Origin of the sequence: Streptomyces sp. NPDC005962, from assembly GCF_040629205.1 — a bacterium.
Taxonomy (GTDB): domain Bacteria; phylum Actinomycetota; class Actinomycetes; order Streptomycetales; family Streptomycetaceae; genus Streptomyces.
This window is the reverse complement of sequence record NZ_JBEXVE010000009.1, coordinates 67968-88528: the sequence shown is the minus strand read 5'-3', so window position 1 is coordinate 88528 and position 20561 is coordinate 67968. Positions and strand designations below refer to the sequence as shown.

Genomic DNA, 20561 nt, shown 5'->3' with positions numbered 1-20561 from the left:
TACGGGCCGGGCCGTACGTGGCGGTACGTACCGCCTTGGTGCGCCGTGGGCGGCTCATCCACGCATGTGCGCACCCGCCCTCGTCGCGACGCATCAGCGTTGAACTGACTGGTACGTGCAAATTATTTGAGATGCCCCGGAATCGGAACACCGGGCGGCTCCTGCTCGTTAGCACGACGTGAGCACGACACCACCTGTACTCGCCGCAGAGCTGGCACAGGCGTGGGCCGATATTCAACGGCACCACCCCGAGCTGCCGGATCTAGCCGCGCCCGAATCGCTGATCGGAGAGTCGTCGTCCGCATGTGGCGCCGAGCTCTCCTTCGAACGGCTGCTGCACGAGGCAGTCCATGGCATCGCCGCCGCCCGCGGTGTCCGTGACACCTCGCGCGCCGGCCGCTACCACAACCGCCGGTTCCTGGCGATCGCCGAGGAGCTGGGGCTCGACCACTCCGAGGAACCGCATCCCAGCAGCGGCTTCTCGCTGGTCACCCTCAGTCCCGAGGCGAGAAAGCGCTATCGGACCACGATCGACCGGCTGCACCGCGCCCTCAAGGCGCACACCGTCGCGACCGCGGCCGAGACCTCCCGTGCCTTCCGCGGCCCCGCGGCGCGGCACGGCTCGTCCGGGGGAGGTGTCCGGGTCAAGGCCGTCTGCGACTGCGGGCGCAACGTCCGCGTCGTTCCGTCGGTGCTGGCCCAGGCGCCGATCATGTGCGGTGGCTGCGGGAAGCCGTTCCGCATTCCGGACGCGGTGGCCGCGGTCGGCTGACCTGTCACGGTGTGGCAGAATGGTCCGCTGTACTCGACAGCCGACCAGGACCCCTCTCTCCTCCGGCTGACGCGTCCATCGGGCACTCGGGTACCGCAACCCCACGCGGCACTTCGCAGTGCTCAACCACGTCAAGACCAGGAGACACCACTTCCGTGGCAGTCAAGATCAAGCTGAAGCGTCTGGGCAAGATCCGTTCGCCTCACTACCGCATCGTCGTCGCCGACTCCCGCACCCGCCGTGACGGCCGGGCCATCGAGGAGATCGGCCTGTACCACCCGGTGCAGAACCCGTCGCGCATCGAGGTCGACTCGGAGCGCGTGCAGCACTGGCTGAAGGTCGGCGCCCAGCCGACCGAGCCGGTGCTCGCCATCCTGAAGGTCACCGGCGACTGGCAGCAGTTCAAGGGCCTGCCCGCCCCGGCCCCGATGAAGGTCGCCGAGCCGAAGACCGACAAGCGCGCCCTGTTCGAGGCCGCTGCCAAGGACGCTGGTGACGAGCCGAAGGGTGAGGCCATCACCCCGAAGGCGAAGAAGTCCGAGAAGAAGTCGGACGAGGCGGCCGAGGCCGCTGAGTCCACCGCGTCGACCGAGGCCTGAGGATGCTCGAGGAAGCCCTCGAGCACCTGGTGAAGGGCATCGTCGACAACCCCGACGACGTGCAGGTCGCCTCGCGCAACCTGCGTCGCGGACGCGTGCTCGAGGTCCGGGTGCACCCCGATGACCTGGGCAAGGTGATCGGTCGCAACGGCCGCACCGCCCGCGCGCTGCGTACCGTCGTGGGCGCCATCGGCGGCCGTGGAATCCGCGTCGACCTCGTCGACGTGGATCAGGTCAGCTAGAGGCGATCAATAGGAGCACCGGCACGGGCCGGGGAGGGCTTTGCGCCGTCCCCGGCCCGTGTGCGTGAAAGGGACATGCATCGTGCAGTTGGTTGTCGCGCGGATCGGCCGTGCCCATGGCATCAAGGGCGAGGTCACCGTCGAGGTGCGTACGGACGAGCCCGAGCTGAGGCTCGGCCCGGGCGCCGTGCTGGTCACCGAGCCCGCCTCGGCCGGACCGCTGACCATCGAGACCGGCCGGGTGCACAGCGGCCGGCTGCTGCTGCGCTTCGAGGGGGTGCGGGACCGTACGGGCGCGGAGGCGCTGCGCAACATCCTGCTCATCGCGGAGGTCGACCCCGACGAGGTCCCCGAGGACCCCGAGGAGTTCTACGACCACCAGCTGATCGACCTCGACGTGGTCACCGTGGACGGCACGGCGATCGGCCGGATCTCCGAGATCTCCCATCTGCCGTACCAGGACCTGCTGATCGTGAAGCGGCCCGACGGCAGCGACGTGATGATCCCGTTCGTCTCCGAGGTGGTGCCGGAGATCGACCTGGAGGAGCAGCGCGCCGTCATCGACCCGCCGCCCGGGCTGCTGGACGAGGCCGAGGCGGAGATCGCGAGCGGCCGTGAGGACGCGTCGTCATGAGGCTCGACGTCGTCACGATCTTCCCGGAGTACCTGGAGCCGCTGAACGTCTCGCTGGTCGGCAAGGCGCGCGCCCGCGGTGTGCTGGACGTCCACGTCCACGACCTGCGCTCCTGGACGCACGACCGGCACAACACGGTGGACGACACCCCGTACGGCGGCGGCCCGGGCATGGTCATGAAGCCCGATCCCTGGGGCGAGGCGCTGGACGCGATCATCGCGTCGGGTGAAGGCGAAGGCGAGGGCGACGGGCTGGCCAGGCCGACGCTGGTGGTGCCCACTCCGAGCGGCCGCCCGTTCACCCAGACCCTGGCGGTGGAGCTCTCCGAGCGGCCCTGGCTGGTGTTCGCGCCCGCGCGCTACGAGGGCATCGACCGGCGGGTGATCGAGGAGTACGGGGAGCGACTGGAGATCCACGAGGTCTCCATCGGCGACTATGTCCTGGCGGGCGGCGAGGCCGCGGTGCTGGTGATCACGGAGGCCGTCGCCCGGCTGCTGCCCGGGGTGCTGGGCAACGCCGAATCGCACCAGGACGACTCCTTCGCTCCGGGTGCGATGGCCGATCTGCTGGAGGGGCCCGTCTACACCAAGCCCCCCGAGTGGCGCGGCCGGAGCATCCCGGAGGTGCTGGTCAGCGGCCATCACGGCAAGATCGCCCGGTGGCGCAGGGACGAGGCGTTCCGCCGCACCAGCGCCCATCGGCCCGATCTGATCGAGCGCTGCGACCCGGCGACGCTCGACAAGCACGACCGCGCGCTCCTGGCCGATCTCGGCTGGGAGGAGCTGCCCGGGGCGGGCGAAACCGGGGGCCGGGCCCGATTTGGGCGGCCGGACCGGGCCATGGAACAATAGGCCGCTGCCGTACGTCCGGGTGGGCGCCCCTGCCACAGGGGGACCGACGCTCGTCCGATGAGGGCGGCACTCCGAATCAACATCCCGATATGCCGCTGATGACCTGTGGCATCAGCGAAGAAAGCAGACGATCATGACTCACCTGCTCGACAACGTCGACTCCGCGTCGCTGCGCAGCGACATCCCGACCTTCCGCCCCGGCGACACGGTCAACGTCCACGTCCGCGTCATCGAGGGCAACCGCTCGCGTGTCCAGCAGTTCAAGGGCGTCGTCATCCGCCGCCAGGGCTCCGGCGTGCGGGAGACCTTCACCGTCCGCAAGGTGAGCTTCAGCGTCGGCGTCGAGCGCACCTTCCCGGTGCACACCCCGATCGTCGAGAAGATCGAGGTCGTCACCCGCGGTGACGTGCGCCGCGCGAAGCTGTACTACCTGCGTGACCTCCGCGGCAAGGCCGCGAAGATCAAGGAGAAGCGCACCCGCTGACTTTTGCGCGACTACTGAGCTCCCGTCGGATGCCCCGGCCGGGCCGGATAGGCTCTGGCCCGATGGACATCGAAGGACGGCTCGCGGAGCGCGATCGCTCCTCCTGCTCCGGCCCGGAGCACGAGGAGCGATCGCGCTCTTCGCATACCCCGGAGCAGCTCCCGGCGGCGCGGCCCGCGACCGGGCAGGTTCCCGAGGAGCAGCCCGCGGGGGATCAGCCCCCAGCCGAGCAGCCCCGCTCGCATGAGTGGCCGTGGCGGCGGGCCGCGCTCCTCGCGGCCACCTCCATGGCGCTGGTCCTGCTGGTGAGCGGGTTCGTGGTGCAGCCGTTCCTGATTCCCAGCGGCTCCATGGAGAACACCCTGCGCCCCGGGGACCGGGTGCTGGTGAACAAGCTCGCATACCGTTTCGGGGACGATCCGCGCCGGGGCGACGTTGTCGTCTTCGACGGCACCGGCTCCTTCCTGCGGGAGGAGCCGTCCGGCAACCCGGTGACCGGTGTGCTGCGCAAGGCGGCCGCGGCGGTCGGACTCGCCGAACCGGCCGCGACCGACTACATCAAGCGTGTGGTGGGCGTCGGCGGTGACCGGGTCGTCTGCTGCGACAAGCGGGGGAGGATCGAGGTGAACGGCCGGCCCGTGAACGAGGACTATCTGTACCCGGGGGACACCCCCTCGCGGGTGCCGTTCGACACCGTCGTGCCCGAAGGGCGGCTGTGGGTGATGGGCGACCATCGCGGCGCCTCCCGGGACTCCCGGGACCACCTCGGCGAGCCGGGCGGCGGCACCGTCCCCGTGGAGCAGGTGATCGGGCGGGCCGACTGGATCGGCTGGCCGTTCGGCCGGTGGTCCCGCATCCGGGGCCCGGAAGCCTTCGCACATGTCCCCGGCCCCGGCGGGGCACCGGGCGCCGCGGTCCCGGGCGGTGCGCATGGGTAACCGCGGACGCCCCCGCTCCGGCACCCGCCGGGCGGGACCCGCCCCGGCCCCGGCCCCCGCTCCCGCCGCCGACGCGCCGTCGCGGGAGCCGGGGCAGCGCCGGCTCGCCACGCGCGCGGAGCGGCGCCGGGTGCAGCAGCGGATCAAGCGCCGAAGGCGCCGCTCCGCCGTGCGGGAGATACCGATCCTGATCGGTGTGGCGCTGGTGATCGCGCTGGTCCTCAAGACCTTCCTGGTGCAGGCGTTCGTGATCCCGTCCGGCTCGATGGAGCAGACGATCAAGATCGGCGACCGGGTGCTGGTCGACAAGTTCACCCCGTGGTTCGGTTCCAAGCCGGAGCGCGGGGACGTGGTGGTGTTCAAGGACCCCGGCGGCTGGCTCGAGGACGAGCGGAAGCCGCCCAAGGACGATCCGCCGGTCATCAAGCAGGGCAAGGAGTTCCTGACCTTCATCGGTCTGCTGCCCTCGTCGGACGAACAGGACCTGATCAAGCGAGTGGTCGCGGTCGGCGGCGACACGGTGGCCTGCTGCGACACGAACGGCAAGGTCACGGTCAACGGGACGCCGCTGAACGAGGCGTATCTGTACCCGGGGAACGCGCCCTCGCAGCGCAAGTTCAAGGTGACCGTCCCCGCGGGGCGGATGTTCATGATGGGCGACCACCGGGCCAACTCGGCGGACTCCCGGGTGCACCTCGGCGAGGCGCACATGGGCACCGTCGCGGACGCGAGTGTGGTGGGCCGGGCCGTGGTGATCGCCTGGCCGTTCGGCCATATGCGGCAGTTGGAGGAGCCCGGAACGTACGCGTCCGTGCGGGACGCGCCGAGTGGGGCGACACAGGCGAGCGGTGCGCCGCATAGGCTGTCCCCCATGGATCAGCAAGGAATGATCCAGCTCCCGACCCCTGCGGAACTCCCGCTCGTTATGGGAGTGGTGGGCCTGCGCCGTTCGTGGAGCAGGCGGCAGCGGCGTGAGGAGTGAATGTGGGGGACTTGGCGGTCGGCGCGCGATCCGGTCACGAAGAGCCCGAAAGGCGGCCCGGGGTGACGGGAGAGGGAACCGCGGACCAGGCACCGGAAGCGTCCGGGGCGTCCCCGGCACCGGGTGGCGCTCCCATGGCCGGACCGGCTGACGCGCCGCCCTCCGGCCCTCCGGGACCGCCCCGGCCGGGGCCCGGGACCGGGCTCGGCGCGGAGCGGGAGACCGGTTCCGAGGAGGGAAGCGAGGAGGCCGGGGCACCCGGCTCCGGGCGGCGGCCCGCGAAGGGGCGGAAGGTGCGCTCCTTCTGGAAGGAGCTGCCGATCCTGATCTTCATCGCGCTGGTGCTGGCGCTGCTGATCAAGACCTTCCTGGTGCAGGCGTTCTCGATCCCGTCCGACTCGATGCAGAACACGCTGCAGCGGGGCGACCGGGTGCTGGTGGACAAGCTCACCCCGTGGTTCGGCTCGAAGCCGGAGCGCGGCGAGGTGGTCGTCTTCCACGACCCGGGCGGCTGGCTCGGGGAAACCCAGACGCAGGACTCGGGCCCGATCGCCGAGGGCATCCAGGAGGCGCTCAGCCGCGTCGGCCTGATGCCGTCCGCCGATGAGAAGGACCTGATCAAGCGGGTCATCGCGGTCGGCGGGGACACGGTCTCGTGCCGCCGCGGCGAGAAGGTGATGGTCAACGGCAAGGCGCTGGACGAGCCGTACATCTTCCCCGGGAACACTCCCTGTGACGAGAAGCCGTTCGGCCCGGTCAAGGTGCCCAAGAACCGGATCTGGGTGATGGGCGACCACCGCCAGGACTCGCTGGACTCCCGGTACCACCAGAACCTGCACAACGGCACGGTCTCGGTGGACGACGTTGTCGGGCGCGCGATCGTGGTCGCCTGGCCGGTCAACCGCTGGTCCGCGCTGTCGGTCCCCGGCACCTTCGACCAGCCGGGGCTGAGCGCGGCGGCTTCGATGGCCCCCTCGGCGCTCGGGCTCGCGGGCGCGGTGCCGCTCGTGCTGTGGCGTCGTCGCAGGCAGGCGGCGAAGGTGCGGGGGACGGCTGACTGACGCCCGTACCGCGGGTAAGGTGCGATCCCGTGCCCTAGGGCATGCGGAACAGGACCTTCTATGTCTGCTGGACGCGGCGGGAGCACTGGAATGAGCGATGCCCGAGGGGCGGGGGGCAGCAGGCTGGGCGTCGTGCTGTCCGGGCTGGTCGTGGCTGTCGGCTGTGTGCTGTTCCTGGGCGGCTTCGCCTGGGGCGCGGTGCTCTACAAGCCGTACAGCGTCCCGACCGACTCGATGTCACCGACCATCGGCAAGGGCGACCGGGTGCTCGCGGAGCGCATCGACGGCGGCGAGGTGCGCCGCGGTGATGTGGTCGTCTTCCAGGACGAGATCTGGGGCGCCCTGCCGATGGTGAAGCGGGTCATCGGGGTCGGCGGTGACAAGGTCGTGTGCTGCGACAAGCAGAACCGCCTCACCGTGGACGGCAAGGTTCTCGAAGAACCGTATCTGCAGGCCAAGGAACCGGCCTCGATGACCAGGTTCTCCACCACCGTGCCCAAGGGGAGTCTGTTCCTCATGGGCGACCACCGCAGCGACTCCCTCGACTCCCGGGTGCATCTCACCGACAGCAGCCGCGGAGCCGTTCCCACGGACGCCGTGACGGCCCGGGTGGACGCCACCGCCTGGCCGCTGGGGGCCTTCGGCATGATGGGGCGCCCTGAGGTGTTCGAGAAGTTGCCGGGCGGGGTCTCGCAGCCCGGTCCGCTCCGGCTCGTATCGGTCTCGGTCCTGACCGGCGCCGTGCTCATCCTGGGAGGTGCGGCCTACGGGCCGGTCGCGCGCCGGATGGGAGGCGGCACCACCCGGCGGGACGAGACGCGGGAGAAGGTGGCGGCCAGTGGCTGACGGGACTGACCGGGCTGACAGGACCGACGGGGCTGACGGGACTGACCGGGCTGACAGGACCGACGGGGCTGACGGGACTGACCGGGCCGACGGGGCCGACGAGACCGGCGCGGAGGGCATGCCCCTGCGCAAGGTCGCCCGGGTGGTGCTGCTCGACCCGAGGGACCGCATCCTGCTGCTGCACGGCTTCGAACCCGACGACCCCTCGCGGACCTGGTGGTTCACCCCGGGCGGCGGGCTGGAGGGCGACGAGAGCCGCGAACAGGCCGCGCTGCGCGAGCTGGCCGAGGAGACCGGGATCACCGATGTCCGGCTCGGCCCGCTGCTGTGGCGGCGCACCTGCTCCTTTCCCTTCTGCGGCCGCCGCTGGCACCAGGACGAGTGGTACTACCTGGCCCGTACGGAGCAGACCACGACGCGCCAGGAGGGGCTGACGGAGCTGGAGCGGCGCAGCATGGCCGGGACGCGCTGGTGGACGGTGGAGGAGCTGGCCGGGGCCACCGAGCCGGTGTACCCGACCCGGCTCGTGGGACTGTTGCGTACGCTGCTCGACGAGGGACCGCCCAGTACACCGGTGATCCTGGAGACTGAGCGCGTCTGACGCACAATGGGGGGACGCACGGCTGAAGGGGAACATGCCATGAGCGCCGAGGACCTCGAGAAGTACGAGACCGAGATGGAGCTGAAGCTCTACCGGGAGTACCGCGATGTCGTCGGGTTGTTCAAATACGTGATCGAGACCGAGCGCCGCTTCTATCTCACCAATGACTACGAGATGCAGGTGCACTCGGTTCAGGGTGAGGTCTTCTTCGAGGTGTCGATGGCGGACGCCTGGGTCTGGGACATGTACCGACCGGCGCGGTTCGTCAAGCAGGTCCGCGTACTCACGTTCAAGGACGTGAATATCGAGGAGCTGAACAAGAGCGACCTCGACCTGCCGGGCGGCTGACCGGCCCGGTGTGACGTCCCGCGGCCGGCTCACTCTTCCGGGTGGCTGAGTTGTCCACCGGCGGCTGGTCGTCCACAGAAATCCACCAAGATCCCTGAATTCGGGGCGGGGGCGTCACAGTCGGTGCCGGAGGTGGTGCCGAATGAACGCCAGGGGAGCACTGGGCCGCTACGGCGAGGATCTGGCGGCGCGCCGGCTGGCCGAGGCCGGGATGACCGTCCTGGAGCGCAATTGGCGGTGCCGGGACGGCGAGATCGACATCGTCGCGCTGGATGCCGGGGCGCTGGTCGTATGCGAGGTCAAGACGCGTCGCGCGGAGGGTTACGAACCTCCGGCGGCGGCGGTCAGGCCCGGCAAGGCCGACCGGCTGCGGCGGCTCGCCGAATGCTGGCTGGAGCGGCACGGCGGGCCCCCGCCGGAAGGCGTGCGGATCGACCTGGTGGGTGTGGTGCTGCCGCGGCGCGGCGCGCCCGTGGTCGAGCACGTGCGGGGGGTGATCTGAATGGGGTTCGCCCGCACCTGCTCGGTCGCCCTGGTCGGGGTCGAGGGCGTGGTGGTCGAGGTCCAGGCCGATCTGGAGCCCGGCGTGGCCGCCTTCGCCCTGGTCGGTCTGCCCGACAAATCCCTGGTGGAGAGCCGGGACCGGGTCCGCGCCGCCGTGGTCAACTCCGGTGCCGCCTGGCCGCAGAAGAAGCTCACGGTGGGGCTCAGCCCGGCGTCCGTTCCCAAGGGCGGCAGCGGCTTCGACCTGGCCGTGGCCTGTGCGGTGCTCGGCGCCGCCGAGCGCATCGACCCCCGGGAGATCGCCGATCTGATGATGATCGGGGAGCTGGGTCTGGACGGCCGGGTCCGGCCCGTGCGCGGGGTCCTGCCCGCCGTGCTCGCGGCCGCCGAGGCCGGATACCGGCAGGTCGTCGTCCCGGAGCAGACGGCGGCGGAGGCAGCCTTGGTCCCGGGCGTCTCGGTGCTCGGCGTCCGGAGCCTGCGCCAGCTGATCGCGGTCCTCACCGACGAACCGGTGCCCGAGGAGGACGAGCCACTGGAGGCCGGGCGGCCCGATCCCATGCTGGCCGGGCTCACCATGCCCGGCGCGGGCATGGGCACCGGAGTGGCCGCGCTCCCCGGCGCCGGGGCGGGGCGGCCCGATCTGGCCGAGGTCGCCGGGCAGCGGGCCGCGCGCGCCGCCCTGGAGGTCGCCGCCGCCGGGGGCCACCATCTGTTCCTCGTCGGGCCGCCGGGGGCGGGGAAGACCATGCTCGCCGAGCGGCTGCCCGGGCTGCTGCCGCCGCTCACCCGGCAGGAGGCGCTGGAGGTCACCGCCGTGCACTCGGTGGCCGGAGTGCTGCCCCCGGGCCAGCCCCTGGTGGAGACGCCCCCGTACTGCGCACCGCATCACTCGGCGACCATGGCCGCCCTGGTCGGCGGCGGCAACGGGCTGCCGAGGCCGGGCGCGGTCTCCCTCGCCCACCGCGGGCTGCTCTTCCTGGACGAGGCCCCGGAGTTCAGCGGCCGGGCCCTGGACGCCCTGCGGCAGCCCCTGGAATCGGGCCATGTCGTGGTCGCCCGCTCCGCGGGCATGATGCGCATGCCCGCGCGCTTCCTCCTCATGCTGGCCGCCAACCCCTGCCCATGCGGGCGGCACGGGCTGCTGGGGGACGGGTGCGAATGCTCGCCCTCGACGGTCCGCCGCTATCAGTCGCGGCTCTCCGGCCCGCTGCTGGACCGGGTCGACCTGCGTGTCCGCGTCGAGGCGGTGAGCCGGGCCGAGCTGACCGGGGCGGGCGGCGAGAGCACCGCCGCGGTCGCGGCCCGGGTGCGCGAGGCGAGGGAGCGGGCCGCCGCGCGCCTCGCGGACACCCCCTGGCGGCTGAACAGCGAGGTGCCCGGCCATGAGCTGCGCACCCGCTGGCAGGCCTGCCCCGGGGCGCTCCGGGAGGCCGAGCGCGACATGGAGCGCGGGCTGCTCACCGCCCGCGGCCTGGACCGGGTGCTGCGGGTCGCCTGGACCGTCGCCGACCTGGCCGGGCACGACCGGCCGCTGGCGCCCGACGTCGCCCAGGCCCTCCAGCTGCGCACCGGCGTGACCCGCGGGGTGCCCGTCGGCGCGGGGGAGTACTGATGACGGTATGCCCGGTGGAAGGCCCGGTCACGGAGCCCGGGATGTCATCCGCCATGGACCCCGGGCCGGGCGTGGCCGACGAGGAGCGGCTCGCCCGGGCGGCCCTCACCCGGCTCGTGGAGCCCGGCGACGAAGCGGTGGGGCGCTGGCTGCGCCGGCTCGGGCCGGTCGGCCTGCGGCGGGCGCTCACCGGGCAGGCCGCGCCGCCGCCCGGGGCGAGCCCGCAGCGGCTGGCCGGATGCGCGCTGCGGGCCGCCGGGCTGGACCCCGCGGCGGACCTCGGCCTGATCGCCGCCCGCGGCGGGCGGTTCATCTGCCCCGGGGATCTGGAGTGGCCCGGTCAGCTCGACGACCTGGGGGACGCTCGACCGGTCGGGTTATGGGTGCGCGGCCCCGCGTCACTGCGCATGTGGGCGCTGCGCTCGGTCGCCGTGGTGGGGGCCCGCGCCTGCACCGACTACGGCGCGCATGTCGCGGCGACGATGGGCGCCGGGCTCACCGAGCGGGGCTGGGTGGTGGTCTCCGGCGCGGCACAGGGAGTGGACGGTGCGGCACATCGCGGGGCGCTCGCCGCGGGCGGGGCCACCGTCGCCGTGCTCGCCTCCGGTGTGGACACCCCCTATCCGCGGGGGCACGCCGAGTTGATCGAGCGCATCGCGGAACAGGGTCTGGTACTGGCCGAGTTGCCGCCCGGAGCGCATCCCACCCGCAGCCGCTTCGTGCTGCGCAACCGGGTCATCGCCGCGCTCACCCGCGGCACGGTCGTCATCGAGGCCGAGTACCGCAGCGGATCGCTGGTCACCGCGCGCCGGGCACAGCAGCTCGGCCGGTCCACCATGGGAGTGCCCGGCCCGGTCACCAGCGGGCTTTCCGCGGGGGTCCACGAACTGCTGCGCGGCGAGGCCGTCCTGGTCACCGACGCCGACGAAGTCGCCGAGCTGGTCGGCGCCATCGGGGACCTCGCCCCTGTCCGGGAAGGGCCCCTCGTCGAGCGGGACCTGCTCGATCCCGTGACGGCACGGGTGCTGGAAGCGTTGTCGGCACAGGGCGGCAACGAGGGACGTGAGGTGGCCAGGGATTCCGGGACGAGCTGTGAGGAGGCCGTGGGCCGGCTCTACGAACTGCTCGCCCTGGGTTTCGTCGAACGCCATGGCGACCGCTGGCAGTTGGTGCCGCCCACGCGCCGTAGTGACCGCACACGGCGAGGCGATCCCCCAAATCGGGGCAATCGGGTGAAAGGGTTGAGGCGATGACCGTATCCGCACACCGCCGAGTCGATGCCCTTCGCATACCGCGACGTCGCAGTCACGCTACGCTCACAAGGTTTCCGGTGGAAGCGTACGTCCTCACCCATGTCATGGCAGAACGGCTCAAGGCGACGAATGCCCCAGCACATCTCCGGGTCTGACCGCGCGGCGCCGCCCGCTGCCCGCGGCGCGGTGCGCCCCGCGGCACCGTCCTCGCTCGACGAGCTGTGGCGGTCGTACAAAGCCACGGGCGACGGGCGGCTGCGGGAGCAGTTGATCCTGCACTACTCGCCACTGGTGAAATACGTGGCCGGGCGGGTCAGCGTCGGGCTGCCCTCCAACGTCGAGCAGGCCGACTTCGTCTCGTCCGGTGTCTTCGGACTCATCGACGCCATCGAGAAGTTCGACCCCGAGCGCGCCATCAAGTTCGAGACCTACGCCATCACCCGCATCCGCGGTGCGATGATCGACGAACTGCGGGCGCTGGACTGGATTCCGCGCTCGGTCCGCCAGAAGGCCAGGGCGGTCGAGCGGGCGTACGCCACGCTGGAGGCGGCGCTGCGCCGCACCCCCTCCGAGGCCGAGGTCGCGGCCGAGATGGACATCAGCGTCGACGAACTGCACGGGGTCTTCAGCCAGTTGTCGCTCGCCAACGTGGTCGCCCTGGAGGAGCTGCTGCACGTCGGCGGCGAGGGCGGCGACCGGCTCAGCCTCATGGACACCCTGGAGGACACCGCTGCGGACAACCCGGTCGAGGTGGCCGAGGACCGGGAGCTGCGCCGGCTGCTCGCCCGGGCCATCAACACCCTTCCGGAGCGGGAGAAGACCGTGGTCACGCTCTACTACTACGAGGGGCTCACCCTGGCCGAGATCGGCCAGGTCCTCGGGGTCACCGAGAGCCGGGTCAGCCAGATCCACACCAAGTCCGTGCTCCAGCTGCGCGCGAAACTCGCCGACGTCGGCCGCTGAATCGTCCCGCCGGGACAGCCACGGCCGTGACGCCACCGTGACGTCTCCGTACAGTGGTGACGTGCCCAGGATTCGAGCGGCCTCAGTGGCCGAGCACCGGACGATGCAGCGCGGCGCCCTGCTGGAGGCCGCCCGTTCCTTGCTGTCCGAGGGTGGTACGGAGGCGTTGACCTTCCCCGCACTCGCCGAGCGCACGGGTCTCGCCCGCTCGTCCGTCTATGAGTACTTCCGCTCCCGCGCGGCCGTGGTCGAGGAGTTGTGTGCCGTCGACTTCCCGGTCTGGGCCGCCGAGGTCGAGGCCGCCATGGAGGAGGCCGGTACGCCCGAGGCGAAGGTCGAGGCGTATGTGCGCCGACAGCTCGCCCTCGTCGGCGACCGCCGCCACCGTGCCGTGGTGGCGATCTCGGCCGGTGAGCTGGACGCGGGCGCGCGCGAGAGGATCCGCGCCGCCCACGGCGGGCTGATCGGCATGGTGGTCGAGGCCCTCGGCGCGCTCGGCCATCAGCAGCCCCGGCTGGCCGCGGTGCTCCTGCAGGGCGTCGTGGACGCGGCGGTCCGCCGCATCGAGCTGGGAGCCGCCGAGGCCCCCGAGGGCATCACGGAGGCAGCCGTCGCCATGGCCCTGAACGGCGTCCACGGCTGACCCCCGGTGCGCCGGGCTTGGCCCTGCGGCCCCGCTTTCCCGGCGGCCCCGCGCCCCTCGGTCCCACGGACCCCACGGCCCTCGTGGCCCTGCGGGCTCCACGGCCCTGGGCGAACACCGAGGCCCCGGTGGCCTTTGCGGCCCCCGCGCCGGTCGCGGAACCTGGGCCCTCGCGCTGTGCGGAACCTGCGGCCCTCGGCGAACGCCGGGGTGGCCGCGGACCCCAAGGTCCACTCCGTCGCGCCGGTCTGCTCCGGTCCGCTCCGGTCGATGTCGGCCCGGGGCGGTGACGGCGCGGCCGCGCGCCCGGCCGCATGGGCGCGCTTCCGGCGGGTCCGGCCGCGCAGGCGCTGTCCGGCCCAGGCGGTCGCGGCCGCCAGTGCCGTGGCCGGTGGCAGGTCCGACGGGCCGGTGGGGGAGGCGGCGGCCGACCCGGCGGTGGCCGGAGGTGACGCCGCCGCGCGGCCCCGGGCGGGCGGGACGTCGAAGACCGGCAGGAGGCGGGACGGGCCGCCCCGCAGCATCGGCGGCGGCAGCAGCGACAGCGGATCAAGGTAGCGGTCCCCGCGCCGCAGCCCCCAGTGCAGACAGCCGGGCGGGCAGTGGAACGGCCCCGCGTCCACCACGCCGACCACCTGCCCCGCCGCCACCCGCGCGCCCTTAAGCACCGCGGCCCGCACCGGTTCGTAGGACGTCCGCAGCGGAGGGGCGCCGGTCCCGGACAGCTCGATGGTGAGCACCCCGCGCCCCGCGACCGGCCCCGCGAAGCTCACCCGCCCCGCGGCCGCCGCCCGCACCGGTTGCCCCGCCCGCACCGCCAGATCGACCCCGCGATGACCCGCCGCCCACGGCGCGGGCGGCGGGCGCCACGCCCTCAGCACCGAGGGCCGCTCCGCCCCCTCCGGCCCGGCCACCGGCCACGACCGTCCATCGGTACCCGGGGCCGCTACCGCGGCCGGGACCAGTGCCGGGAACATCAGAACGCACAGGGCCAGAGCCCACACCACACCAAGCTGTCGCATGTCACCCACGGTGATGCCAATCGCCGCATCCGGTGGATCATGGACGCGAACTGGGGACTACTTACGGGTTGTGGATATCGCCGTCACCCGGCACCGCACGGGTCCCGTACACTTCTTATGGCGATCCGGGTCACCGGATCGACTTCGCACGCCCCGCCGCCGACGCCCCGAGCACGTATCGGCAGCACGGCGGCCGCGCCCCTCGGTCCTCGGACGAGCCCCCTACCAGGGCCCTCGTCCGTGGCAGGCGCGCCGGGGCGTCAGGAGCGGCGGCCGCCCGGCCGCCGTGGAACCGAGTACCTCAAGGAGTACGGCCATGGCCGTCGTCACGATGCGGGAGCTGCTGGAGAGCGGCGTCCACTTCGGGCACCAGACCCGCCGCTGGAACCCGAAGATGAAGCGCTTCATCTTCACCGAGCGCAACGGCATCTACATCATCGACCTGCTCCAGTCGCTGTCGTACATCGACCGCGCCTACGAGTTCGTCAAGGAGACCGTCGCCCACGGCGGCTCCATCATGTTCGTCGGCACGAAGAAGCAGGCGCAGGAAGCGATCGCCGAGCAGGCGACCCGCGTCGGTATGCCGTTTGTCAACCAGCGCTGGCTGGGCGGCATGCTGACCAACTTCTCGACCGTCTACAAGCGCCTGCAGCGCCTGAAGGAGCTCGAGCAGATCGACTTCGAGGATGTGGCCGCCTCCGGCCTCACCAAGAAGGAGCTCCTCGTCCTCTCCCGCGAGAAGGCCAAGCTGGAGAAGACCCTCGGCGGTATCCGTGAGATGCAGAAGGTGCCGAGCGCCGTCTGGATCGTGGACACCAAGAAGGAGCACATCGCCGTCGGTGAGGCGCGCAAGCTCCGCATCCCGGTGGTCGCGATCCTCGACACCAACTGCGACCCGGACGAGGTCGACTACAAGATCCCGGGCAACGACGACGCGATCCGCTCCGTCACGCTGCTCACCCGCGTGATCGCCGACGCCGTCGCCGAGGGCCTCATCGCCCGCTCCGGTGTCGCCACCGGTGAGAAGGCCGACAAGGGTGCGGTGGCCGAGCCGCTCGCCGAGTGGGAGCGCGACCTGCTCGAGGGTGAGAAGAAGGCCGACGAGCCCGAGGCCAAGCCCGCCGAGGCCGCCGAGACGCCGGCCGAGGCCGCTGTCGAGGCCCCCGCCGAGGCCCCCGCCGAGACCGCTGTCGAGACGCCGGCCGAGGCCGTCGCCGAGAAGCCGGCCGAGGACGAGAAGCCCGCCGAGGCCCCGGCAGCGGACGCCGAGCAGGCCTGACCACTCAGACGGTGTAAGAACGGCGGGGGACGGTGCGACGGCGCCGCCCCCGTCGTTCAACCCGTAGAGCTTTCGACTTTCGAGAAGAGATTCACAGATCATGGCGAACTTCACCGCCGCTGACGTCAAGAAGCTCCGCGAGCTCACCGGCGCCGGCATGATGGACTGCAAGAAGGCGCTGGACGAGGGCGAGGGCAGCGTCGACAAGGCCGTCGAGATCCTCCGCGTCAAGGGCCAGAAGGGCGTGGCCAAGCGCGAGAGCCGCAGCGCCGAGAACGGTGCCGTCGTCTCCGTCATCGCCGACGACAACTCCTCCGGTGTGCTGGTCGAGCTGAAGTGCGAGACCGACTTCGTGGCCAAGGGCGACAAGTTCGTGGTCGTCGCCGACACCATCGCCGCCCACGTCGCCAAGACCGTCCCGGCCGACCTGGAGGCCCTGCTCGCCTCCGAGATCGAGGCCGGTAAGACCGTCCAGGCGTTCGTGGACGAGGCCAACGCCACCCTCGGCGAGAAGATCGTCCTCGACCGTTTCGCGCAGTTCTCCGGCGGCTACGTCGCCGCGTACATGCACCGCACCAGCCCGGACCTGCCGCCGCAGGTCGGCGTCCTGGTCGAGCTGGACAAGGAGAACGCCGAGGTCGCCAAGGACATCGCGCAGCACGTCGCCGCCTTCGCGCCGAAGTTCCTGAGCCGTGACGAGATCTCGGCCGAGACGGTCGAGAACGAGCGTCGCGTCGCCGAGGCCACCGCGCGCGAGGAGGGCAAGCCCGAGGCCGCCCTGCCGAAGATCATCGATGGTCGCGTCACCGGCTTCTTCAAGGAGAACGTCCTGGTGGACCAGGCGTTCGCCAAGGACAACAAGAAGAGCGTCCAGAAGGTCCTGGACGAGGCCGGCGTCTCCCTGACCCGTTTCGCCCGTTTCCGCGTCGGCGTCTGAGCCGAGCGGCGAAACACCGGCGACACCGATAGGGTCGTAGGCAGCCAACCGTCAACCGGTCGGCCGCAGATGTGACGAGGAGGCCATTGCCGCAGAGGTCGTACCAGGACCCGTCCGGCAGTGGCCTTCTTCGTATGTGCACGAGGAGATCTCCAATGAATCACGGCGCGGACGCCGAACAGGCCGCCGACAAGAACGCGGACGGCCCAGCCCGACACGGCCGTTTCCTGCTGAAACTGTCCGGCGAGGCGTTCGCCGGCGGCGGGGGACTCGGGGTCGACCCCGATGTCGTGCACGCCATCGCCCGCGAGGTCGCCGCCGTTGTGCGGGACGGCGCGGAGATCGCCATCGTGATCGGCGGTGGCAACTTCTTCCGCGGGGCCGAGCTGCAGCAGCGCGGCATGGACCGGGCGCGCTCGGATTACATGGGCATGCTGGGCACCGTCATGAACTGCCTCGCCCTCCAGGACTTCCTGGAGAAGGAGGGCATCGACTCCCGCGTCCAGACCGCCATCACCATGGGCCAGGTCGCGGAGCCGTACATCCCGCTGCGCGCGGTGCGCCACCTGGAGAAGGGGCGCGTCGTGATCTTCGGCGCGGGCATGGGCATGCCGTACTTCTCCACCGACACCACCGCCGCCCAGCGTGCCCTGGAGATCGACGCCGAGGCGCTGCTCATGGGCAAGAACGGGGTGGACGGGGTCTACGACTCCGACCCCAAGCGGAACCCGGACGCGGTCAAGTTCGACGCCCTGGAGTACGGCGAGGTGATCACCCGGGACCTCAGGGTCGCCGACGCCACCGCGATCACCCTCTGCCGGGACAACAGGCTGCCGATCCTGGTTTTCGAGCTGACCGCCGAAGGAAATATCGCGCGCGCGGTGAAGGGTGAGAAGATCGGCACGCTCGTGAGCGACCGGGACGTACGCGCCTGACGGCTCGTTCGGGGGATGGACAACGGCCTGCCGGTCGGACACCGTGCAGGAGAAGACGCACGCAGGGGCGAGGCTCTGCTTACGGATAACACCAGGAGCAAGTGGTGATCGAAGAAATCCTCCTCGAGGCCGAGGAGAAGATGGAGAAGGCCGTTGTGGTCGCCAAGGAGGACTTCGCGGCGATTCGCACCGGGCGTGCGCACCCGGCGATGTTCAACAAGATCGTGGCGGACTACTACGGTGCGCTGACGCCGATCAACCAGCTCGCGTCGTTTTCGGTGCCCGAGCCGCGCATGGCTGTGATCACCCCGTTCGACAAGAGCGCGCTGCGCAACATCGAGCAGGCGATCCGTGACTCGGACCTGGGGGTCAACCCCAGCAACGACGGCAACATCATCCGGGTGGTGTTCCCCGAGCTCACCGAGCAGCGCCGCAAGGAGTTCATCAAGGTCGCCAAGGCCAAGGGCGAGGACGCGAAGATCTCGATCCGCAGCATCCGGCGCAAGGCCAAGGAGTCGATCGACAAGCTGATCAAGGACGGCGAGGTCGGCGAGGACGAGGGCCGCCGTGCCGAGAAGGAGCTCGACGACCTCACCGCGAAGTACGTCGCGCAGGTGGATGAGCTGCTCAAGCACAAGGAAGCCGAGCTGCTCGAGGTCTGATGAACGACTCTTCCTGGGGGGCCCCACCACGCGCCGGACTCTGGGGACCGACTGATCAGGGCACCTCCCCCGGCTACGGCTGGGAGGTGCCCCCTTCTTCGGCGGGTCCCGCGTCTTCGGCGGGTCCCGCGCACGAGGTGGCCGAAGCGGCGCAGACTCGCCCCATGCCCACCGTGCCGCACGCAGGCGGCGACCCCGGCGACGCCGCCGGCCGTGACCGGGGGGCCGCCCGGCCGGGCGGCCCCTTGTTCCGCGATGAGCACGAGCCGCGGCCCGGACCCCGGCCGCCCGCCGGGCAGCCGCCGACGCCCCCCGGCCCCGGCCCCGAGGCCACCGGTGGCGCGCCCGGCAACGGCGGCAGCGGCCAGGGGACGAAGAAGAAGAGCGCGGGCCGCGATCTGCGGGCCGCGATAGGGGTGGGCGTCGGGCTGGGCGTGATCATCGGCGTCTCGCTCTTCATCTACAAGCCGGTGTTCATCGGCGTCATAGCGGTCGCCGTGGTCGTCGGGCTGTGGGAGCTGACCTCCCGGCTGGCCGAGCGGAAGGACATCCGCGTCCCCCTGGTGCCGCTCGCCGTCGGCGGCGTCGCCATGGTCGTCGCGGGCTATGTGCGCGGGGCGCAGGGCGCCTGGGTGGCGGTCTCGCTCACGGCGCTCGCCGTGCTCGTGTGGCGGATGACCGAGCCACCCGACAACTACCTCAGGGACGTCACGGCGGGCGTCTTCGCCGCCTTCTACGTGCCGTTCCTGGCCACCTTCGTGGCGCTCATACTGGCCGCCCCCGACGGTGCGCAGCGGGTGCTGACCTTCCTGTTGCTGACCGTGGTGAGCGACACCGGCGCGTACGCGGTCGGCTGGCGCTTCGGCAAGCATCCGCTCGCGCCCCGTATCAGCCCCGGCAAGACCCGCGAGGGGCTGATGGGTGCGGTGGCGTTCGCGATGGTCGCGGGGGCGCTGTGCATGCAGTACCTCATCGAGGGCGGCGTGTGGTGGCAGGGGCTGCTGCTCGGCCTCGCCGTCGCGGTCAGCGCGACCCTGGGGGACCTCGGCGAGTCCATGATCAAGCGTGACCTCGGCATCAAGGACATGGGCAAGCTGCTGCCCGGCCACGGCGGGATCATGGACCGGCTCGACTCGCTGCTGCCCACCGCGCCCGTGGCGTGGCTGCTGCTGGTGATCTTCGTGGGCGGCGGCTGAGCCGCACGCCGGTAACAGAGGCTGTCCAAGGCCCCGCGCCGCCCGTGGCGCGGGGCCTTCCGCATGTCTGCGACACTGGTACGGCCATGCCTAAGCCCGGAGAACTCACTTTCGCCGTGCCGCGTGGGGCCAAGAAGCCCCCGCGGCACCTCGCCGACCTCACACCCGCCGAGCGCCGCGAGGCTGTCGCCGCCCTCGGGGAGAAGCCCTTCCGGGCCGGTCAGGTGTCGCGTCACTACTTCGCCCGCTACGCCGACGACCCCGCGCAGTGGACCGACATACCGGCCGCCGCGCGCGAGAAGCTCGCGGCGGAGCTGCTGCCGGATCTGATGAGCGTGGTGCGGCACATCAGCTGTGACGAGGACACCACCCGCAAGACCCTGTGGCGGCTCTTCGACGGCACGCTCGTCGAGTCCGTGCTGATGCGCTACCCGGACCGGGTCACCATGTGCATCAGCTCCCAGGCGGGCTGCGGGATGAACTGCCCGTTCTGTGCCACCGGCCAGGCGGGTCTGGACCGCAATCTGTCCACCGCCGAGATCGTGCACCAGATCGTCGACGGCATGCGGGCCCTCAGGGACGGAGAGATCCCGGGTGGCCCGGCCCGGCTGTCCAACATCGTCTTCATGGGCATGGGCGAGCCGCTGGCCAACTACAACCGGGTCATCGGCGCCATCCGCCGTCTCACGGACCCCGAGCCGGACGGCCTCGGGCTGTCCCAGCGTGGGATCACCGTCTCGACCGTCGGACTGGTCCCGGCGATGCTGCGGTTCGCCGACGAGGGCTTCAAGTGCCGCCTCGCGGTCTCCCTGCACGCGCCCGACGACGAGCTGCGCGACACTCTCGTCCCGGTCAACACCCGCTGGAAGGTGCGCGAGGTCCTGGACGCGGCGTGGGAGTACGCCGAGAAGTCCGGCCGCCGGATCTCCATCGAGTACGCCCTGATCAAGGACATCAACGACCAGGCGTGGCGCGCCGATCTGCTCGGGCGGCTGCTCAAGGGCCACCGGGTGCACGTCAACCTCATCCCGCTCAACCCGACGCCCGGCTCCAAGTGGACCGCGTCCCGGCCCGAGGACGAGAGGGCGTTCGTGGCGGCCCTGGAGCGGCATGGCGTGCCGGTGACCGTCCGGGACACCCGGGGGCAGGAGATCGACGGGGCGTGCGGACAGTTGGCGGCCACGGAGCGCTGAC

22 protein-coding genes and 2 pseudogenes are annotated in these 20561 nt (G+C 71.5%); 23 read left to right on the top strand and 1 reads right to left on the bottom strand.

Annotated features, from left to right (window positions below; genetic code table 11):
* Nucleotides 1–178: 178 nt before the first annotated feature.
* The 17 genes and pseudogenes from ABZ370_RS17170 to ABZ370_RS17090 all read left to right on the top strand — a co-directional run bounded on the left by ABZ370_RS17170 (nt 179) and on the right by ABZ370_RS17090 (nt 13336).
* The gene (locus ABZ370_RS17170; protein WP_009714740.1) at nt 179–772 is read left to right on the top strand and encodes a hypothetical protein; all 594 of its coding nucleotides are present in this window, start codon (nt 179–181) and stop codon (nt 770–772) included.
* A 155-nt stretch (nt 773–927) separates the two neighbouring features.
* The gene (gene rpsP / locus ABZ370_RS17165) at nt 928–1371 is read left to right on the top strand and encodes a 30S ribosomal protein S16 (RefSeq protein ID WP_358621105.1); all 444 of its coding nucleotides are present in this window, start codon (nt 928–930) and stop codon (nt 1369–1371) included.
* 2 nt (nt 1372–1373) lie between these two features.
* A complete protein-coding gene (locus ABZ370_RS17160; RefSeq protein ID WP_003958958.1) occupies nt 1374–1613 on the top strand; it encodes an RNA-binding protein in 240 nt (79 codons plus the stop codon).
* An 82-nt stretch (nt 1614–1695) separates the two neighbouring features.
* Nucleotides 1696–2247: a ribosome maturation factor RimM gene (gene rimM / locus ABZ370_RS17155; protein WP_358621102.1), complete on the top strand. Its 552-nt coding sequence runs from the start codon at nt 1696–1698 to the stop codon at nt 2245–2247.
* Entirely contained in the window at nt 2244–3098 is an 855-nt protein-coding gene (gene trmD, locus ABZ370_RS17150) for a tRNA (guanosine(37)-N1)-methyltransferase TrmD (RefSeq protein WP_358621099.1), read from the top strand. The genes rimM and trmD overlap by 4 nt, the downstream gene beginning before the upstream one ends.
* A 133-nt stretch (nt 3099–3231) precedes the next feature.
* On the top strand, nt 3232–3582 hold the full coding sequence (gene rplS / locus ABZ370_RS17145; RefSeq protein WP_055557941.1) for a 50S ribosomal protein L19: 351 nt from the start codon (nt 3232–3234) through the stop codon (nt 3580–3582).
* Between the two features lie 62 nt (nt 3583–3644).
* The gene (gene lepB / locus ABZ370_RS17140) at nt 3645–4520 is read left to right on the top strand and encodes a signal peptidase I (protein WP_358621096.1); all 876 of its coding nucleotides are present in this window, start codon (nt 3645–3647) and stop codon (nt 4518–4520) included.
* Nucleotides 4513–5653: pseudogene (lepB, locus tag ABZ370_RS17135) on the top strand (signal peptidase I). The gene lepB (ABZ370_RS17140) and the pseudogene lepB (ABZ370_RS17135) overlap by 8 nt, the downstream one beginning before the upstream one ends.
* Nucleotides 5637–6563, top strand: a complete 927-nt coding sequence (gene lepB, locus ABZ370_RS17130) for a signal peptidase I (protein WP_358621094.1) — start codon at nt 5637–5639, stop codon at nt 6561–6563. The pseudogene lepB (ABZ370_RS17135) and the gene lepB (ABZ370_RS17130) overlap by 17 nt, the downstream one beginning before the upstream one ends.
* 90 nt (nt 6564–6653) lie before the next feature.
* Nucleotides 6654–7409, top strand: coding sequence for a signal peptidase I (gene lepB, locus ABZ370_RS17125; RefSeq protein ID WP_358621092.1), 756 nt, complete (start codon nt 6654–6656; stop codon nt 7407–7409).
* Nucleotides 7410–7527: 118 nt separating this feature from the next.
* On the top strand, nt 7528–8010 hold the full coding sequence (locus ABZ370_RS17120) for an NUDIX hydrolase (protein ID WP_358621090.1): 483 nt from the start codon (nt 7528–7530) through the stop codon (nt 8008–8010).
* Between the two features lie 39 nt (nt 8011–8049).
* Complete coding sequence (locus tag ABZ370_RS17115; RefSeq protein ID WP_009714730.1) at nt 8050–8358, top strand: DUF2469 domain-containing protein; 309 nt, start codon at nt 8050–8052, stop codon at nt 8356–8358.
* Nucleotides 8359–8500: 142 nt separating this feature from the next.
* Nucleotides 8501–8860 carry a YraN family protein gene (locus tag ABZ370_RS17110; protein ID WP_358621086.1) on the top strand — a complete coding sequence of 120 codons (360 nt, stop codon included), beginning with the start codon at nt 8501–8503 and terminating at the stop codon, nt 8858–8860.
* A complete protein-coding gene (locus tag ABZ370_RS17105) occupies nt 8861–10477 on the top strand; it encodes an ATP-binding protein (protein WP_358621083.1) in 1617 nt (538 codons plus the stop codon).
* A gap of 53 nt (nt 10478–10530) precedes the next feature.
* Nucleotides 10531–11730 (top strand): DNA-processing protein DprA, encoded by a 1200-nt coding sequence (dprA, locus tag ABZ370_RS17100; RefSeq protein ID WP_358621584.1) that lies wholly within the window; start codon nt 10531–10533, stop codon nt 11728–11730.
* 129 nt (nt 11731–11859) lie between these two features.
* A complete protein-coding gene (gene whiG, locus ABZ370_RS17095) occupies nt 11860–12693 on the top strand; it encodes an RNA polymerase sigma factor WhiG (RefSeq protein ID WP_358621081.1) in 834 nt (277 codons plus the stop codon).
* 103 nt (nt 12694–12796) lie between these two features.
* The gene (locus ABZ370_RS17090) at nt 12797–13336 is read left to right on the top strand and encodes a helix-turn-helix domain-containing protein (RefSeq protein WP_358621582.1); all 540 of its coding nucleotides are present in this window, start codon (nt 12797–12799) and stop codon (nt 13334–13336) included.
* A 476-nt stretch (nt 13337–13812) separates the two neighbouring features.
* On the opposite strand, the pseudogene ABZ370_RS17085 reads toward ABZ370_RS17090, so the two are convergent.
* A pseudogene (locus ABZ370_RS17085) lies at nt 13813–14313 on the bottom strand (M23 family metallopeptidase); the annotation flags it as partial.
* 361 nt (nt 14314–14674) lie between these two features.
* Between ABZ370_RS17085 and rpsB the strand changes: the two are divergent.
* The 6 genes from rpsB (at nt 14675) to rlmN (ending at nt 20560) form a co-directional block, all read left to right on the top strand.
* On the top strand, nt 14675–15637 hold the full coding sequence (gene rpsB / locus ABZ370_RS17080) for a 30S ribosomal protein S2 (RefSeq protein ID WP_358621078.1): 963 nt from the start codon (nt 14675–14677) through the stop codon (nt 15635–15637).
* 100 nt (nt 15638–15737) lie between these two features.
* Nucleotides 15738–16574: a translation elongation factor Ts gene (gene tsf, locus ABZ370_RS17075; protein WP_358621076.1), complete on the top strand. Its 837-nt coding sequence runs from the start codon at nt 15738–15740 to the stop codon at nt 16572–16574.
* Between the two features lie 155 nt (nt 16575–16729).
* Nucleotides 16730–17509 (top strand): UMP kinase, encoded by a 780-nt coding sequence (pyrH, locus tag ABZ370_RS17070; protein ID WP_358621073.1) that lies wholly within the window; start codon nt 16730–16732, stop codon nt 17507–17509.
* A 104-nt stretch (nt 17510–17613) separates the two neighbouring features.
* Nucleotides 17614–18171, top strand: a complete 558-nt coding sequence (gene frr / locus ABZ370_RS17065) for a ribosome recycling factor (protein WP_358621071.1) — start codon at nt 17614–17616, stop codon at nt 18169–18171.
* Nucleotides 18171–19367, top strand: a complete 1197-nt coding sequence (locus tag ABZ370_RS17060) for a phosphatidate cytidylyltransferase (protein ID WP_358621068.1) — start codon at nt 18171–18173, stop codon at nt 19365–19367. The genes frr and ABZ370_RS17060 overlap by 1 nt, the downstream gene beginning before the upstream one ends.
* Nucleotides 19368–19453: 86 nt before the next feature.
* Nucleotides 19454–20560: a 23S rRNA (adenine(2503)-C(2))-methyltransferase RlmN gene (rlmN, locus tag ABZ370_RS17055; RefSeq protein ID WP_358621066.1), complete on the top strand. Its 1107-nt coding sequence runs from the start codon at nt 19454–19456 to the stop codon at nt 20558–20560.
* Nucleotide 20561 lies beyond the last annotated feature (1 nt).